The organism is Ravibacter arvi (genome assembly GCF_039540405.1).
In the GTDB taxonomy this organism is placed as follows: domain Bacteria; phylum Bacteroidota; class Bacteroidia; order Cytophagales; family Spirosomataceae; genus Ravibacter; species Ravibacter arvi.
Genome location: NZ_BAABEY010000036.1, coordinates 499,131 through 516,995, shown reverse-complemented (window position 1 = coordinate 516,995; position 17,865 = coordinate 499,131). Strand labels below are relative to the sequence as shown.

14 protein-coding genes are annotated in these 17,865 nt (G+C 50.5%); 5 read left to right on the top strand and 9 right to left on the bottom strand.

Annotation, left to right across the window (positions count from 1 at the left end):
* Nucleotides 1-40: 40 nt before the first annotated feature.
* The 5 genes from ABD852_RS21820 (at nt 41) to ABD852_RS21800 (ending at nt 5,218) form a co-directional block, all read left to right on the top strand.
* The gene (locus ABD852_RS21820; RefSeq protein ID WP_345032812.1) at nt 41-688 is read left to right on the top strand and encodes a hypothetical protein; all 648 of its coding nucleotides are present in this window, start codon (nt 41-43) and stop codon (nt 686-688) included.
* 43 nt (nt 689-731) lie between these two features.
* Nucleotides 732-1,646: a hypothetical protein gene (locus ABD852_RS21815; protein ID WP_345032809.1), complete on the top strand. Its 915-nt coding sequence runs from the start codon at nt 732-734 to the stop codon at nt 1,644-1,646.
* A gap of 42 nt (nt 1,647-1,688) precedes the next feature.
* Complete coding sequence (locus tag ABD852_RS21810) at nt 1,689-2,270, top strand: RNA polymerase sigma factor (protein ID WP_345032806.1); 582 nt, start codon at nt 1,689-1,691, stop codon at nt 2,268-2,270.
* Complete coding sequence (locus ABD852_RS21805; protein ID WP_345032803.1) at nt 2,260-3,483, top strand: hypothetical protein; 1,224 nt, start codon at nt 2,260-2,262, stop codon at nt 3,481-3,483. The genes ABD852_RS21810 and ABD852_RS21805 overlap by 11 nt, the downstream gene beginning before the upstream one ends.
* 382 nt (nt 3,484-3,865) lie before the next feature.
* Nucleotides 3,866-5,218, top strand: coding sequence for an LTA synthase family protein (locus tag ABD852_RS21800; RefSeq protein ID WP_345032801.1), 1,353 nt, complete (start codon nt 3,866-3,868; stop codon nt 5,216-5,218).
* 24 nt (nt 5,219-5,242) lie between these two features.
* On the opposite strand, the gene ABD852_RS21795 is transcribed toward ABD852_RS21800, so the two are convergent.
* The 9 genes from ABD852_RS21795 to ABD852_RS21755 form a co-directional block, all read right to left on the bottom strand.
* Nucleotides 5,243-6,481, bottom strand: coding sequence for an MFS transporter (locus ABD852_RS21795; protein ID WP_345032799.1), 1,239 nt, complete (start codon nt 6,479-6,481; stop codon nt 5,243-5,245).
* 67 nt (nt 6,482-6,548) lie between these two features.
* The gene (locus tag ABD852_RS21790) at nt 6,549-8,027 is read right to left on the bottom strand and encodes a RagB/SusD family nutrient uptake outer membrane protein (RefSeq protein ID WP_345032796.1); all 1,479 of its coding nucleotides are present in this window, start codon (nt 8,025-8,027) and stop codon (nt 6,549-6,551) included.
* 6 nt (nt 8,028-8,033) lie between these two features.
* Complete coding sequence (locus tag ABD852_RS21785; protein WP_345032795.1) at nt 8,034-11,144, bottom strand: SusC/RagA family TonB-linked outer membrane protein; 3,111 nt, start codon at nt 11,142-11,144, stop codon at nt 8,034-8,036.
* Nucleotides 11,145-11,249: 105 nt separating this feature from the next.
* Nucleotides 11,250-12,299, bottom strand: coding sequence for a hypothetical protein (locus ABD852_RS21780; protein WP_345032793.1), 1,050 nt, complete (start codon nt 12,297-12,299; stop codon nt 11,250-11,252).
* 23 nt (nt 12,300-12,322) lie between these two features.
* Nucleotides 12,323-13,258, bottom strand: a complete 936-nt coding sequence (locus tag ABD852_RS21775; protein WP_345032792.1) for a hypothetical protein — start codon at nt 13,256-13,258, stop codon at nt 12,323-12,325.
* Nucleotide 13,259: 1 nt separating this feature from the next.
* Nucleotides 13,260-14,195: a dihydrodipicolinate synthase family protein gene (locus ABD852_RS21770; protein ID WP_345032789.1), complete on the bottom strand. Its 936-nt coding sequence runs from the start codon at nt 14,193-14,195 to the stop codon at nt 13,260-13,262.
* A 23-nt stretch (nt 14,196-14,218) separates the two neighbouring features.
* Nucleotides 14,219-14,935 carry a FadR/GntR family transcriptional regulator gene (locus tag ABD852_RS21765; RefSeq protein WP_345032788.1) on the bottom strand — a complete coding sequence of 239 codons (717 nt, stop codon included), beginning with the start codon at nt 14,933-14,935 and terminating at the stop codon, nt 14,219-14,221.
* A gap of 150 nt (nt 14,936-15,085) precedes the next feature.
* Entirely contained in the window at nt 15,086-16,279 is a 1,194-nt protein-coding gene (locus ABD852_RS21760; RefSeq protein WP_345032786.1) for a cytochrome-c peroxidase, read from the bottom strand.
* A gap of 143 nt (nt 16,280-16,422) precedes the next feature.
* Nucleotides 16,423-17,763, bottom strand: a complete 1,341-nt coding sequence (locus tag ABD852_RS21755; protein ID WP_345032785.1) for a Gfo/Idh/MocA family protein — start codon at nt 17,761-17,763, stop codon at nt 16,423-16,425.
* Between the last annotated feature and the right edge of the window lie 102 nt (nt 17,764-17,865).

Genomic DNA, 17,865 nt, shown 5'->3' with positions numbered 1-17,865 from the left:
CGCCTTTATACCACGATCAGCATCTAAAAAACTTACATAAATGAAAACCCTGCTACTTGCTTCACGATTCGCAGTGATTGTCCTGCTGGCGTTTTCCTGCAGGGATAGTGACATAACGGGAGTGGAAAGACCACAAATTGACAAAACGGAATTGCTGTCGAGGCTAACCGCCAATGAAAGATTCTGGAGAATCGAATACATTATTGAGGTAAAAGGAAAGGACAGCACTTACCTGGTTCATCACGAAGGAACGAATGACTCGCTGACATGGACCAAATATATTGCCTACCAGTTTTCAAACAAAATGGAATTGGTAGCAAAAGACTGCATCGGACCGTTTGGGGAAACAGACTACAGCGACCAGGACAGATTGTCTACCGGCTCTATGTCTTTTGAAGACCGCAAAGGACAATGGTTTTGGGATGAAGCCAGGCAGACGATCCAGCTTTCCAATTTTTTTCCGAAAAGAACGTTGAGCGGACACCTTGATACCAACTGGCTACCTACCTGCAGAAATGCACAGGAAGCAAAGGCTTTGGGACATCCTGAGAGAATGAGGCTTATCCTACACCCGGACGGTAACCGGAATTCAGTGATCTCCTATGTGTATTGCTTGCGCGCAATATGGTTCCTGGAGGTTCTATCCAACGATCGACAGAAATCAATGACCTTCCGGGTACTGTATTAACACGTTTCACCATCCGGTCACGATCGGAAATACTGAGCCTGCAATGAAAAAAAAACTACCCGTTACGCTACTTGCGCTAGCCATTTTGCTGTCAATTTACGGCTGCAAGGTGGAAGACCTTCAAAACGCAGATCAACCTATTCCTGAATCTGTAACTCAGATTATTCCTTCCCAATTCTCTGGAGCCGAAGATATCCTGATAAAAACCGTAGAGAAGGACAGCTTGTGGGAAGCGACCTATTCGCTGAATGGTCTGAACTATTTTACAGCAACTGATCGGGAACAAATTGTATACAATGCATTAATTACTAACACCCCAGCACCGGATAACGTACTTAAATATATCGAAAACTCTACGATTGCCGGTGGAACAATTGACAATATGAAGGTAATACAGCCCAACAGTTTTGCAAATGAATTTGTAAACTACGGCGAATATTTATTTCAAGGTAAGCAATATCGAATCATGTGGGATCGGCACATGTTTAAAATCAGACTTAGTCCACATTCAAAAATCCTGCTGGCAGGATCTTCATTCTCGCCAAACAAAGACAAACTACCCTCCCGTATCAAACAATATTTATCCGACAATTATCTTTCGATGACCGGGTACGAGATTCGGTACGACAACAACAATAATAAACTATACCACGTAGTGGCAAAAAGCCCAACCACCATTTATTGGATCCGGTTCAATGCGCAGCAAAAAATAGTGGGAACAAATTTTAGTCCCGATCAATTGTTTCAAACGCGAGACGAACTTCCGGCCGCAGTTAAAAACACTTTGCAAAAACAGACATTCCTGAGCAATCTCAAGTTTTCCGGTGGCAGACGAAATTCAACAGAAACAGGTATTGTGTATGGGGCAGTTTTCACCAACAACGCCACCGCAGAAAGCCTTTCCCTGGAATTCAAGCCCGACGGGACGCCTCTCTGGATGGAATATTCCCGGTACTAAGCCCTATTCCAAATTAGAAAAGCAGGCAAGTTCTAAACACTTATGTCCTTCTTCAAGCCTAAGACCTATAAAACGCGCTCCGAACTGGTACGGGGATGTCTGAACGGCGAACGCCGGGCTCAGGTAGCGCTTTATGACCGATCGAAGGCAAAATTATTAGGCATTTGTCTCCGGTACGCCCACACGGTTGCCGAGGCTGAAGACATATTCCAAGAGGCCATTCTCAAAATATTCAACCGGATCAGCGACCTGGAAAAACCCGAGCTCCTCGATCCCTGGATGAGGTCGGTAGTGATACGTACCGCGATCAACTATTACAACCGGACCACGCGGCAGGAACTCAGAAATACTGGCCTGGATGAAGCCAGTTACGAACTAGAAAACGATGACTACCTAAGGATTATAGACCAAACCAATGTGGAAGCTTTGCTCGAAATCATCAACGCTCTTCCGCAAAAGTACCGGCTGATTATCAATTTGTACCTCATCGACGGTTATCAGCATGCGGAAATTGCGAAAATGCTTTCCATGTCGGAAAATACTTCGCGGTCGCAGTACATGCGTGCACGCAACTTATTGATGCTCAAATTACAGGAATCAGGCATAACAGCAAATGAACACTGAAAAACACCCCACAGACCGGGATTTGCAGCGGGCCTTCCAGCAAAAATTCAAAGATTTCGAAGCAACGCCCGACCCGGAACTCGATAAAAAGATACTGGGCCATATCGGCACACCACGCCCTCCGGCGCCCAATAAACTACTGGTTCTCTCAGGCGTAATTATCCTGGCTTTCCTTGCCGCCCTGCTCTTTGTGGAAAACGGAAAGGAAACGGTTAAACCGGTTGAAGCCGGCAAAAACACGAAACTTCATATTACACCTGACCGGCACATAGCAGACGAACAGATAACAGGCTTTCAGGGCACCACCAATAAGGCCCACCATCAGGAAGCGGCGCTGGGTCGCGGGACTTCGCGAAACAGGCTCCCCGGCCCTCTACAAAAAAGCAACACGCAACAAAGCGAAATACAGGTCTCTGCCAGTGAGCAACCTGGCCTTTCCAACGACACCGGATTACTTACAAATGAAAAAACGATTCAATTGGACGTTATCGAGAAACGGCGCCCTTACCCGTCAATCGCAGTCAGTTTGAATCCGGCGAATCTCTTGGCTTCCGACGCAAATCACGCCTTCCTAACAGATTCAGCAAATGGAAAACCGGATAAAACTACGCATCACCCGCCTTCTAAAACCGCTTTTGTAGTCAGTTTAGCGGGGATAAATACCTTTCAAAAGTTAATAGTCATGCCAAACCCTACCGCCCGGCTTCAAAATTTTAACGTACCCGTCTCTTTTCAAAATACCGGGTTTTCAGCCCACCTGGGAATTGAGAAAAAAGGCATGAGCCTGACAGCCGGGTATAGTCGTTTTCAGCAGGAATTATCTTATGAAATTGCAACCGGCGCCTATGTGCTTGTGAAAGATCATCTGGGTAATTACGCGGCCAGGAGCGAAGGAATCCCGGTGAAGGAGCGTGCCGATTTCAATCTGCTCGGACTTTCCTTAAAAAAACAATTGTATTTCCGCTCGCCAGGTTTGCGGGATTTTTATGGATATCTGGGCGTCTCGGGAAATATTGATGTACAATCCGCCGGAAAATCCGGATGGCTCTCCATAGGCGGCGGAAAAAATATTATGGTAAATCCAAATCTAAAACTCTCGGTTGCACCCTATGCAGAATACAGTATAGGAAGGCTAAAAAGTACAAATGCAGAGTTCCGATTCAGGCCTTTATTGGTAGGCTTGAGTATGAATCTGAGAATTGCAGGAAATTGATACTAAACCCAACTCTGAACACACACTACTGAATACCGACGGTCATACCGTCATCTGCTGCCCGGGCGTTTCTTCCGGCACCACCGGGGCTGAGCCCGGGCAGCTTAATCCTATCGGCCCGCCATCGGAAGAAATCGAAATTTTACTTACGCCGGTCTAAGCCAGCCAGGAAAGTCATGCCGCGAAAAACCACCTAATACACTATACGTCAATAAATATGATCCCTCAAAAACGCCTTCTGATTAATTTTCTGATTCTGCTAACGTATTTACTCTTAGTACTTCCCGTCGTTATTTTTCTACTTTTTTATACGAGACTAATTATTTCATTGCCAATATTACTCTCGCTACTGCTTATTTTAAGCAGTAAAATCCGCTCATATTTGAATTCTACAATAGTACCTGAAAGTGGTAATCTGCCTGGGAAAAGAAAAAGCTATTGGGTGCACTTTCTGAATACCCTGGTTCAGGCGGTACGCAGCCAAGGCAGCGTACTTATTTTATCAATCATGGTGTCTCTGGCCTGGCTGTTCATATCAAGTATCGGAGGAATCGGATACAAGCATTTTGATTCACCCATAATTGATGCGAGGTTCTGGCATATTGTAAACGAGCCATGGCCCATTTGGTTCGATGCGGAATACCTGGATATCGGCGAAGATAAACCTTTTGTATTTTCTCTCGCGTACTATCTGCCGGCGGCCCTGGTGGGTAAAGTATTTGGTTGGACGGCTGCTAATTTGGCCCTCTTCTGCTGGGCCTGGCTATGTCTTTTCGTGGTATTCTCCCTTATATGCATCTATGCATCTTTAAACGTGTACAGGATGGGTCTTCTTCTCTTAGGAATTATTCTATTCGGTGGGTTAGATTCCGCGTTTAATTTCGTTTTCAAAATTACCTCCGATCAGTCAGAAATGTGGAGCATGCCTTTTTTCTTCTTTTCCAATACGCGTACGCTATTTTGGTCACCGCACCACTCCCTTCCTATCTGGCTTTTTGGTTGCACTATATTGCATCTAAGGTCCTTGTCCCCGAGGATATTATCCCTGGCTTCCATTTCTCTTGTCTCGGTTACATTGTGGTCTCCCTTGTCGCTTATCAGCCTCCTGCCTTTTGTGGTTATTTTACTTATCTATTTGGTCAGAGAGCATCGTAGTTTGATTTTTTCAGCTTCTACTTTTGTATCCATTGTTCTCTTTTCAGTGCTGGCTTCATTTATCTTGTCTAATGAATTTTCCTTTCCATTGGAATGGGCGCCTCACTCCTTCCCCAATTTTTGGACGAAATATCCTCTTTTCCTCCTCGTAGAACTCGGGGCATCTATTTTAGTTATTTTATATGGTTTCAAAGGTCTATCGCCTCTCGAGCGGAAATTAACAATTGTTAGTTTTCTGTGGCTATTATTAATCCCGTTTGTTCGTCTAGGTCTTTGGAGCGACTGGTGTATAAAAAATGCTATCACCCCACTTTTTTTCTTAAGCATCATAACCGGTTTGATAATAGTCCGCTCTTTCAGATTTCGTTATTTCGGAATTCTAATCGTGGCGACCCTCTCAATAAGCTGGCTAACTGCGATAGAAGAAATAAATTATAGTGTACGAAACTTCCAGATCGACTTCAGAAATCATCCCACTTTTAGTCAATTTGACAAGGGATACTTAATAGACCAACAGCTTGGCACGCCTGATTCTTTTTTTGCAAAATATTTGTCACGTGAGCGGAAAAGTAATCGCTGACAGCTCCGGTAGTAAGCTATCACCTTACCCGCCCTTTTTTAACCTCCGGTTCAGCCCGAACATCAGCACGGCGCATACAAGCATAAGTCCCGATGCCGACTGGAAGATGAGGCCTAGCGGCACATCCGCGTCCCGCAGGCTGCCGCCCGCATAAAGCCCGATACCACCGACGATGCAGCTGCACATGTTCAACACCCCATAACCCGTCGCGCGGTAGCGTTCGTCGGCCACCATGCAAAGAACAGGCATCATATTCGCATCGGTAAAAGCCTTGGTAAGACCGTACAGCATAAAACCGCCTACCGCCAGCCACAAGACCGGCGCATAACCCGCCACGAATACTGCCGGGGCCGCCACCAGCATCCCGATAGCCGGAACCAGGATCCTGGCGCCCCGGTTCACTTTTGACCACCGGTCTGCCAGGAACCCGCCGAGCAAAACACCCGCCATGGCCATCACGTTGATGTACCCGGTTGCATAAAGGCCGGCCGTCCCTTGCGAAAGCCCGAAACGTTCTTTGTAAAAAGTCGGAAGCCAGCCGACAATCAACCAGGCAACCACCCCGAGAAGCCCCCAGAACAGTAGTATCAGCAAAAATTCTTTCCTGCCAAATAGTTTTTCAAGGGCATTGCGAAAACCAATCCGGTCTGTCTTTTCCTTTGTCGCAGCGGACTCTGTCTTCTGCTTCGGGGCATCCCTGAGTCCGAATGCCAACAGAAAGGCAAACCCTATCCCTATCCCGCCAAAGAGACTGAAAGCATACGTCCAGTCATGCTGCTCGGCGAGCGCACCGCCAACGAAACCCAGGCTTTGCCCGAGGCCCACGCCCATCATGTGAATCCCTGTGGCCAGCGACCTTGTCGGTCCGCGATGATAGTCAGCGATAAGCGCCAGCGCGGCCGGCATGTAGCAGGCTTCGCTCACGCCCATGAGCGCACGTGTAAGCAATAGTTCGCCATAAGTGCCCGCATGGGCGGTAAGCCAGGTAACTGCAGACCAGACAAACAAGCTTACGATAATCACCTGGCTTCTTTTGAATTTATCGGCAAGAAACCCCGCAAATGGGCTTAGAACGCCGTAAACCCACAAAAAAACAGACGAAAGCAAGCCGAACTGCGCATCAGTCATGGGCATGGCCTCCATAATCGAGCCACGCATGGTAGTGATCATGATCCGGTCTATGTAGTTGAGGCAGCCCACTACGCAAAGCATCCCCAGTATCAGCCAGGCTTTCAGCGGAGGGCGCGTATGTTCACTTTGCATTTCCACAGATGACAGTCAAAAAGGTGGCATCCTCCCGTGAACGCCACAGGAAGATGCCGGTAAAACATCAATAACCCGGATTCTGTTGAATATGAGGGGTAACGTCCCTCACGGACTGCGGGATCGGGTACAGGTACCGGTTGCGGTCACGCAGGTTGTCGGCCATTCCGTACGCCTCCAGGAACTTCTTTTTTACATCCAATGCGCGGTCCGTTCTGACGAGGTCAAACCAGCGGAGGTTTTCAAAACAGAATTCATGGCGGCGCTCCGCCTCCATCCACAGCCGGTAAGCCGACTGATCGGGGATATCGGCCGCTGTTTTCGGTTTCAACCCGGCGCGCTTGCGCACTTTGTTGAGCAGGTCAAACGCCTCACCGTCGGGGACAAAGCCCATTTCATTCAGGCATTCCGCGTACATCATCAGTACGTCGGTGTACCCAAGCGCGATCCAGTCTACGTCCCAGTCGTTGGCGGCCACTACCGGCCCGTTCTGGTACTTCCTGCAAGTCGGCAGGGTGGTGATGATCTCTCCCGATTTGTGCCGCCACGACTGACGGATGGCTACGTCTTTCCGGAGGTCGCCTGCTTCGAAACTTTTCAGCAGGTCGTTTGACAGGAAAAGGTTAAACGGGCTTCCGCCAAATGGAAGCCCTCCCTGCGCTTCCGGTAAAGGTACAATGTCGTTTGAAGCATTTCTGGTAGGGAAAGGGTTTCCGTGACCGCTTACACCGGCTTTAAACTGAATCGAAAAAACCTGTTGTTTGCCACCTTCTTTTTCGAAACTGTACACGTCTTCGTAGCGGTCAAAAAACTGGAACTCGCCGGAGTCAATAATTTCCCTGAACAAGTCCGCGGCTTGTTTCCATTCGTTCTTTTTAAGCGGGTACCCACTCCGGAACAGGTAAACTTTTCCCAGGTAACCTTTGGCGGCCCAGCTGGTAGCCCGCCCCTTGTTGGCCGCATTGTGAGCCGCCGGGAGCAATTCCGATGCTGACTTCAGGTCGCTGACTATCTGGTCATATACGGCTTCATCCGTTCCGCGATCGACTTTCTGGCTTTCGCTGATGGAAAGGGAGGTGGTAACTATAGGGACCCCGCCAAAAATCCGAACGAGATCGAAGTAAAGAACGCCCCTCACAAATTTCGCCTCGCCTTCAAACTGGGATTTTCTTTCGGCAGGCATTTCTATATTCCCTATTTGTTCGATAATCCGGTTGCAGCGGTTAATGCCCGCATAGTAGGCCGACCAGGCCGAACTCAGCACCGGGAGCATCGAAGTCTCCTGGAACCTGCTGATAGGCCCGTCATCATAGGCCGTCCCCTGAAATGCATTGTCACTTCTGGCCTCCGTTAACATGTACGACGCCTCCGAATTCACCCAGGTACTTCTGAGGCCGTTGTAAAGTCCGATGGCCGCTTGGTCAAAGTGGGTTTCGGTTTTATAAAAGCCTTCCACGCTTTTGGAAGACACCGGTACCAGGTCGAGTTGATTGCAGCCCGCCGCCGCCAGGATCAGCAGCAAACAGGCATATGGATATAACTTCATGATTTGTCAGAATTTGATATTCAGGCCAAAAGTATAGGTACGGGCGAGCGGGTAAGTCGCATCGAAATCCACACCCGGGCGCGTGTTACTGTTGGAGTAGCTCCCGGTCTGCGGGTTCCGGTTGTAGTGATCGTGCATCCAGACATTGTCGATGCTGGCATATATCCTGGCAGAAGATATGCCGGGAAAGCTTTCAGGAACCGGCACTTTATAACCCAGCGATATGGTTCTCAGGCGGACGAAAGCTGCGCTTCTCAGCCAGAAGGTAGACGGTGTTGTAAGGTTGGCCGTTACTGCCGCTCTTGGCACCCAGCCGTTTCCCGGATCTTCGGGGGACCGCCAGCGGTCACGCCAGTAGCCGTCAACGTTGCCCCTTGATTGCCCGTGCTGCCCCACCGCTACGTTGAGCAGCTTGTTGCCCCACTGCCCGTCTGCAAAAACGGTAAAGTCAAAATTCCTGTAATTGAACACATGTTGCATGCCCCAGAACACTTTCGGGTTGTTGTTGCCGACTATGGTGCGGTCGTCTTCGTTGATGACACCGTCATTATTGATGTCCTTGAATTTAATGTCGCCTACGTTCTGCACCCGGTAATGCGGGTGAGTATCCAGTTCGTTTTTGTCACGAAAGACACCATCCTGTACAAAAGCGAAATAGCTGCCTATAGGCTCCCCGATTTTCGTAATGGTGGTAAAGCCATCGCCGGTGGTGTAGATAGGAGCGCCGCCCGGGCCCAGTTCCAGTACCTTGTTCCGATTATGGGAAAGGTTGACGGACGAAGTCCATTTTAATGCGCCTGTTGTATTGACGGTCGACAATTCTACCTCAACACCGGCATTCCTTACCGCTCCGATATTCATCAACGTAGTAGAAAAGCCGGAAACAGATGGAATCGGTACATTCAGCAATAAATCCCTGGTGTCTGACAGGTAGTAGTCGAGCGCAAGGTTAATCCGGTTACCCAACAGGCCGAGGTCAACTCCGCCGTCGAAAGTATAGGTCCTTTCCCAACCCAGGTTGCGGTTGCTGAACGAACCCGGTCCGAAGCCCGAAGCCACAGACTGGCTCGAACCGAGGATGTAATTTAACCCCAACAGGGTCCCGATTGAAGCGTAGTCCCCGATGTTATTATTGCCCGCCACGCCGTAGCTCGCACGCAGCTTTAATTCACTGATGGCATTCACATCCTGCAGGAATGGCTCTTCGGAAACGCGCCACCCGATAGAGCCGGCCGGAAACCAGCCCCATTTATTGTCGGCCCCGAAACGGGAGCTGCCGTCGCGCCGAATGCTCGCCGAGACCATGTACTTGTCTTTCCAGGCCATGTTAACGCGCCCGAGAAATGAAAGCAGCGTCCATTCTGTTGCGCTGGACGAGCCGTCTCTGAGGATGGATCCCATATTGAGCGTGGTAATTTCATCGTCCGGGAAGCCGGTTTTTGAGAGACTCGTATTCACAAGCCGGTCCTGCTGGTAGGTAAACCCACCGAGTGCATTCAAACTCCAGTCCCCGCGGTTCAGATCATAAGTCAGCGTATTTTCGTTGAGCAGGTTATCCCTCGTCGCCGTTGAAACCGATCCGACATGACCGGTGCCCCGGTTGATATTGTCCGGTTTGAAATATTGGGTAAGATTCGACAAATAATCTCCGCCGAAAGAAGTTCTGAATTTCAGTCCTTCGGCAAGCTTCACCGTAGCATACATATTGGCGCGGATATTGCGGCTGTTGGTGTTGTTGGTGAGCTCGCGTGCCAACGCCAGGGGGTTGAGGTAGAATGCGGCATGGTACGGATAATACCCACCCCGCTGCGTCTGCTGGTCCAGGCCCACTATGGGCGCCACCCTTGCCGAACGACTTACCGGGCCCTGGTTGCTGTCGCCCTCCGAGTCGTTGCGGTCCATCGAGGAGGCTGACAGGTTGAGCCCGATGTTAACCCGGCGACCCAGCCTGGTTTCCACATTGGCCCGGAAAGCGAAACGCCTGTAATCCGAACCGATGATAATTCCCTTCTGGTCAAAATAGTTTCCCGAAACAAAATAGTTGACAAAATCATTGGCGCCGGACGCCGACAGCTGGTAGTTCTGCACCGGGGCCGAACGCGAAATCAGGTCCTGCCAGTCATGATCCGGGAACGATTTCGGGTTGGTAAGCCAAAGCGGGTCAATCCAGTAATTGGCATTGGTACGGACAGAATTGGGGTCGTCAGCTTTTCCTCCCTGCAAAATCCAGGTATTGTTTCTTTCCTCTATCGCAAAATCAATGTACTCGTCCCGGTTAAGTACATCTACCTTGCTGAACCGCTCCTGTACACCGTAATAGGTGTCAAGCTGCAGCGTCGGCTTGCCTGTTTTACCCGTTTTGGTGGTAATCAGCACCACACCGTTTGATCCCCGCGAACCATAGATAGCAGCCGAGGCCGCATCTTTCAGGACCTCGATCGATTCGATATCGTTGGGGTTAATATTATCCAGCCCGCTATTTACCGGGAATCCGTCGACTACGTACAACGGGGCGGTGGAGTTGTTCACAGAACCAACACCGCGTACCTTCACGGCCAGGCCCCGGCCCGGAGCGCCGCTAACCTCCTGCACCTGCACCCCCGCCAGCTTACCCGCCATGGCCTGATCCACGCGGCCTATTGGCCGTTCGTCCAGGTCCGATGCTTTTATCTTCGCAATGGCGCTGGTAACCTGTGTACTTTTCTGGCTTCCATAGCCGATCACCGTCAGTTCCCCAAGGCTTTTGACATCTTCTTCGAGCAAAATTTCTACTTCCGATGCTGCGCCGACAGATACTTCGCGGGTCGCGAAGCCGATAAAGGAAAAAATGAGGGTAGCCTGGGGAGAAACAGCCAGGCTGAACCTGCCGTTTGCGTCACTGATCGTACCGTTGCTGGTACCCTTTTCCAGGATATTCACCCCCGGCAAGGGTTCCCTGCTCTTTGCGTGGAGTACTTTTCCGGCGACCTCCTGTACAGCCGGGACATTGGCAAAAAGAGTTCCGGCCGGGATCAAAAAAATGAGCAGGCAGATAAGCCCGGTCATTAGCCTGGATCCCGGGACCCGACATAGCCGCAACCGCAGTCTACCGATTCGGGTCGGTATCTTTTTTTTCATAATTTTGAAAATTAGTAAGGATTAAGACTTCGTTTTACGGGTTTTAATGAAGGAGCTGTTGGCGCAGCTCCTTTTTATTTGAAGCGCCGCATCGTTTGCGGCACCTTATTTCTTCTCCAGCGCTTTCAGCGGAAGCGAAGCCATGTAAATGGAAGTTTTCCCCTCGTGAGACGAGTAGTAAGAAAACCATAGCGAACCATTCCTGATCACCATTCCAGGGTAACTGGTATCGCCGGAAGAAGGAAAAGTGGCTACCTTGTGGAAATTCCCCTTCGTATCTCCGAGGAACAATCCTGTATATACGACACTCCCCTCATGCACGCGGGTACCCATGAGTATTTTCCCTTTTTCTGTAAAAACAAAATTGGGTCCGCCGAGGCGTTGATCGAGTTTGTGAAATGTCCAGTTGGTAAAAGGAGCCTTGCTCTCCGCCAGAACACCCATCTGGTCTTCCAGCTCTCTTCTGATCAGCACGTGCATAACGCCCTTTTTGTCAAAGCGGATGGTAGCCTCGTTGGGAAAGCCGTCCATTTCAATCTTCGAGACTTTTTCAAAGTATTTCCCGTCCGTGGTTTTAAGCAGGTACATAGCGGTCGGGCCTTTCCGCTCCTGGGGTCCTATCTGGTAGTCTATGGTATAGCCTACACCATTGTGCCAGGTAACACGCCAAAGCCAGTCTCCCCAGGATGTAATCGCGGGATCAACGCGTACCTCCTCCGGCGCACTGTAATTTCCTCCGTTTGCATCGGAAAAAGACACCTGCGGCTTCCGGCCTTCCAGCTTTCCGTTGTTGTAAATCGAACCGCCCATAATGACCATAATTTTCCCTGCAGGCGTAACTGAAAGCTTGGGGTCTCTCAAATCGATTCCTTCCTTTTTAAGGTCGGCGATGCTTTCCCAACGCTTGCCGTCCGGTGACTTTAGAATTCTTACCGTTCCGTCCGTACCCGGCACATGGCCCGACCCTTCGCGAAAAGAGCAATAGTAGTTCCCCTTGAAAAACAAAAGGTCCGTAAAAGCGCTGTGCGGCGAACCGTCCCAGATTTTCCAGACTTCTACATCTCCCTTGTGCTGGGCCGGCAAGGTGATCGAACCCAAAAACAGAAAGGCCGGGAGCAGGCGAAACATGAATTTAATTTTCGTAAATGCACGCATAAGTTTTAAGAATTTAGGAGTTGTTATTTTGAAAAAATGCTTGCGAGCGCAAAAGCAGCAGCAACCCGTATGTCGTCATGTGCTGCTTTGGCTATCCCGGAAAGACCCGGTTCCGTCGGGGAAACCGGTTCCGAATAAATCTTCTTAAGTACTGCTTCCGCGCCGCGGTCTCCCTTTGCGGCCACGGCCTTGCAGAACGATATGGGTCCGTCCTTACCGGGAAGGCCCGCCAAATCATACAGCCGCCGGTTCAGCGCTTCCCGATCGGGTGTAACCACTGAGTCGTCATTCTGAATAAAGGCCGCATGCAGGAGATAGGGCAGCGCACCTGACCCGGCCGGTTCCTTTATTGCAATATGGAAGAGCCTTTGTGCGTATGCCGCAGGGAGCGGTTTCATAAAGGTCAGCGCGTAAGCCGCTACTCTCTTCCGGACAGCCGACGTGTCTTCCAATGCCGCCAGGATCCGTTCATAATCCGGTTCCGCGTTTTCGCGAAGAGCCATTCCCCAATTTACATAGGCGCCCAGCGCCCCCGGGTCATTCAAGTCGCGGGCCGTTATCCCGCGGTCCTGCGACGCGAGTGAAAAGTCGAGTTTGGCCAGGGTCTCTGCGGCATGAATCCGGTCATGGCCGGTCGAATCAAGGTAGGCTTCCTTAATTTTCTGCAGCCAGCTCTGCCGGCCGGTCCCCTCGCTCACCCGGTACATCATGCGCCAGTAGCCGATTCTCTGCGGGACCGAATCTTCGTAAACGCGGCACTGTTCGATGAGCCTCCGGGCCTGGTCCCGGTGGCCAAGATCTATCAGAAATTCAATTGCGTGTACCCGCACCCAAAAATCCGTACTTTCTGCACCAACTGCCTCAATAGCGGCCGGGTATGCATTTTCCATTTCTCTGTTGGATTGAAGCGTACATGCACCGAGCAGGAACGCCAGTATGGACATTCTCCAGTTTCCCATTTTATTTCAAACTATAGCCGCCAAGTAACACCGGCAACAGCTCGGTTTCCTCGAGTTGCCGATAAAGGGCGCTTTCCTCTTCTGTAGTCAGGTTTCTTAAGGGAAGGCGACAAGGCCCGCAATCAATGCCCGCCAGTTTCATCATGGCTTTCCCGCCTACAATTGCGTTCACATAGCCCAGCATAATTTCGACCAGCCGGATGGAAACCTGCTGGTGCCTCCTGGCTTCTGCCAGGTCATTTTTTACAAAAGCATCGATAATAGCGCTGTAGATTTCAGGGGCAAAATTAAAGGTAGTCCCGATTCCGCCCCGAACTCCAAGGACAAGCCCATTCAGCAAAATTTCATCATGGCCGTGCAAGACATCAAACCGCCCGCCCTCCAGCGCGACGCATTGGTGCATATCCATAAAGTCGGTATAAGTATATTTTACCCCGGCCAGGTTGGGAATGAGCGCACTTCCTTTGGAAAGGAGCCGGTTTACTTTGATGTGCGCGCCCGTGGCGACAGGCAGATGATAGTAATAAAACGGCAGATCGGGCGCCGCAGCCGCCACCTGGCGACAATACTCTACCATCACGTTCTCGTTGGAAGAAGACAAAAAGGGCGGGGCCATACAGGAAATAGCATCTGCACCTATGGCTGAGGCATGCGCCGCCAGGTCCTTGCTGGTTTCAACACTGGTACTGCCTACATGCACGACCACTTTCATCCGATCCCCTGCATTTTCCTTCCAGGTCTCAGCCAGCTTTTTCCGTTCCTCCGGAGTCATCAACACCCCCTCACCGGAGGAACCGTTCACAAATACTCCCGCCAAACCGCGCTGCGACAGCAACGCTGCGTAGTCGGGCACAACTTCCGGGCGAATGGCCCCGTCCTGGGAAAAGGGGGTAAAGACTGCTGCGATCAGGCCTTCGAGTTTATTAAATTTCTGCATCTTGGATAACTGTAATGATTGGTTTATTTACCGGGATTCTGATTGTGGTGGTTAATAAAATCGATGTAAGCGACCAAATGGTCCTCCATAGCGCGCTGATACCCCTCTACGTCGCGCTGCTCGAGGTAAGGGATAAAATCATTATGGCGGATGAACCGGCCTTTGCCCCGCCGTTCCCGGTTGAACTGGTCGAAATCCTCGAAGTTTTCGTTTACGTACTTGAATACCGGCAGCAACGTGTCAAGAAAATCAAGCATTACCTTGTTTTTTGAAACGGCATACAGTTTGGAATGAAACGCCCGCTCCATTTCTATGTCCACCTTCATGCTATCGATAGCCCGCTCTCTTGCCACAATGTCTTTAAGCTCGTTTATGTCCTGGTCGGTGATGTTGTGTATGATCATGCGCGCGCAGCCGATCTCGAGTGACACCCGCATCCCGAGCAGGTCCAGGATGGTAGCTTTGCTCAGCATGAACGGGTTGATAACTTTCTTAAAACTGAACATTACATTGGGCTGAGCGATTACCGTACCCCGCTTTTTCCGGCTCTCGATGATCCCGAGCATCCTCAGGCGGCTGAGCGCCTCTCTCACAACATTCCGGCCCACCTCATATTTTTCAGAGATTTCTTTTTCATTGAGCATTTCCGCTCCCGACTCCAACTGGTTGTCCCGGATTTCCTGGATCAACTTGCTCTCAACCCAGTCAACGAGCGTGGTACTCTTCACTTCTGTTCCCATGTTTATGTACTGTATATCCTAATTATGGTATATGTCCTACAATATTAGGCACTATTCTGTAACCCGCAAAGGTTTTTTGATATTTTGTTTGGAATAAGTGATAAAAAAAACATCCCGGCCGGGATGTAAGCAGAAGATCTGCCGCTTCCGTCACAGGTTTCCGCCGGGGCGAAGCCCGCTGGGCACGCTCGTCGGGACGGTACGATCGAAGCTATCGTCGCTCAAAACATTGATAAACTCCACAATCCGGGAGATGTCCCTGAAGTTCACATCCAGGTCCCTGACCAGCACGTCCATTTGCTCCGGCTTCATGTGCGGGTTCCTGATTTTTCCGCCACCTATGTCTTCGTAAAACTCAAGCACCTGTTTCAGGTTTGCAAACTTGCCGCTGTGCATGTATGGGGCGGTGTACCTGAGGTTACGTAAAGTGGGGGTACGAAACGTAAAGTCCTCCCCGGCCCCTTTGTCACTTTCTTTCAGGTGATCAGCATCGGGCACCCCCAACGCATGCAGCTTGAAGTCTGAGAACATCGGGCCGTTGTGGCATTTTGCACATCCGGAAGAAAGAAAAAGATTCAGGCCGTCTTTTTCGCTGGCGGTAAGCGCGGCACTGTCGCCGCGCATGTACTGGTCGAAACGCGTATTCCCGTTGACGAGCGTCCGTTCAAAAGCGGCTATCGCACGCGCCAGGTTGGTTTCATTAATCACATTATCCTCACCCGGGAAGGCGGCTGCGAACAAAGGCTTGTAGGCCTGGATTCCGTTCAACCTCTGGATCACTACGCCCAAAATCTCGCTTTCCGCAAAACCGTGTCCCCGCATCTCATCAAGGGTTTTAATCGGGGCAAGGGCCTGCTCCTCCAATCCGCTGGCCCGCAAATCCCAGAACATGGGTGCAGATGCAGCGTGGTAGGAACTTGTCAGATTCAAGCCATTAAAGGCGGTATTCAGCACAGATTGTGAATTGCGCCTGCCCCTCGGAATATCATTGGGTTCTTTAAAACGGCGTTTGCTACCGGTTCCTACGCCATTAACCCCTATTGACGTTTCCAGGAACTCGGCGTAGCCGAAATCCGGGTGGTGGCAGGTTGCGCACGCAACGTCTTTATTGCCGGAAAGTACCGGGTCAAAAAAAAGCAGGCGGCCCAGCGCTATTTTTTCCGGGCTGCTCACATTATCGGCCGGGTCCGTCGCCTGAAGCGGCAACGCCCCCAGATCGGCCAGGGTTTCGACTGTCTTCTTTTTCCTACTCTCGCCCGCCGGTTTTTCTCTTGAACATGATACCGAAAACAACCAGGAAACTAGCGCAGCCAAAAAAGCCAGTCGGGCCGGTAACGATTTCATTTGCGTAAAAATGTCTGAAGGAATACCAGCCCAATCTAAACAATGCAGCAATTAAATAAAAGACATTTTTGTATTTTATTTAACAAAAGAGGGTGTGGGGCATCAGTTGACGCTCCGCACCCTCTTAGAAGAGACTCCGTCTCCTAGCTCAGGACGATTTCCTTATTCTTCGGATCCCAGCTTACGCGTTTTCCCGTATGAAGCGCTTTTGTCGACATAATATTGGCAACCGAGTGGTTAAAACCTGCGCTTGCGGGTGCATTCGGCTCTTTCCGGCTCCGAACACACTCCATCCAGTTCCGCATATGCAGCGAAGTCATCGGATCTGCGCCGGTATTGGCATCCGTCTCAATTTTAACATTGCTTTTCAGTTCCTGTTTGACCAGTTGGTTGGCCGAAAGCCCCATCGGCTTCGCATTCTTTTCGTCAAGTCCACCCGTTGGCGTAATCTCATTCGTATCGAGGTTGATCATCCCGCCGTTCGAGTAATAGTACTCCTTGGTACCACCGGCTGAGTTGTTAAACCTCGAGGAATATATCACCTGGAACCCCTTGTTCTTATCGTCAAAAGGTCCGTACTCGAACACCGCGGTGAAGGTATCGGGGTTGGTCCGGCCGTCTTTCCAGGTGTAAATTCCGCCGTTGGCGACCACGCTGCGCGGCGCCTCCAACCCTGTAAACCAGTGTACGGTGTCTATCTGGTGTGCCATCCATTGCCCTGGAATTCCGGAGGAGTAGGGGTAAAAAAGACGGTACTCGAGGTAAAACCGGGGGTTCCAGGCGACTTTAGGCCGATTCATCAGGAAACGGTTCCAGTCGGTATCCTTTTCGCGGATTTCGGATACGAGCTGCGGTCTCCGCCAACGTCCCGGCTGGTTTACGTTCCAGGTCATCTCAACGGTGGTAATATCCCCGAACTTGCCCGATTTTATGAAATCATATGCCGCCCAGTAGTTCGGCGCACTGCGGCGCTGCGAACCAACCTGTACAATTTTCTTGTTTTTCTGAACGGCGGCCAACGCAATTTTCGCGTCTTCCAGCGACTCTGCAAAAGGCTTTTCGACATACGCATCCCGACCTGAATTCACGGCCTCGGCGCAATGCAACGCATGCTGAAAATCGGCGGTACTGATGATTACCGCATCCACATCTTTCCGGGCATATAGTTCTTCATTGTTGCGGGCCTTGACAAAATTCGGCGCTGCCCACCCCTTCGACGTCATGTACTGCTCGGCCTCATCCCGGCGACGATTCCAAAGATCGGACACGCCCATAAATTCAAAATTGAGTGTTTTCGCGTGGTCCATGAAACTCGGCGCCAGCGAGCTTCTGAAACGATCCGAAAAACCTACGATACCGACTCTCACACGGTCGTTTGAACCTAGTATGCGACGGTAGCTGGCAGCATTCAGGGAGTTGGCGCCCAGCGCAAACCCGGCCGTTGCCAATCCAGCCTTTTTAAGAAAATCTCTCCTGTTACTCATTTTGATAGATCGTATTTCAAGTGTATAAAAGGTTTGAGGGGTGAGGGGTGAGGGGTGAGGTGTGAGGTTTGAGGGGTGAGATTTGAGGCGCTTTTAGCTAAT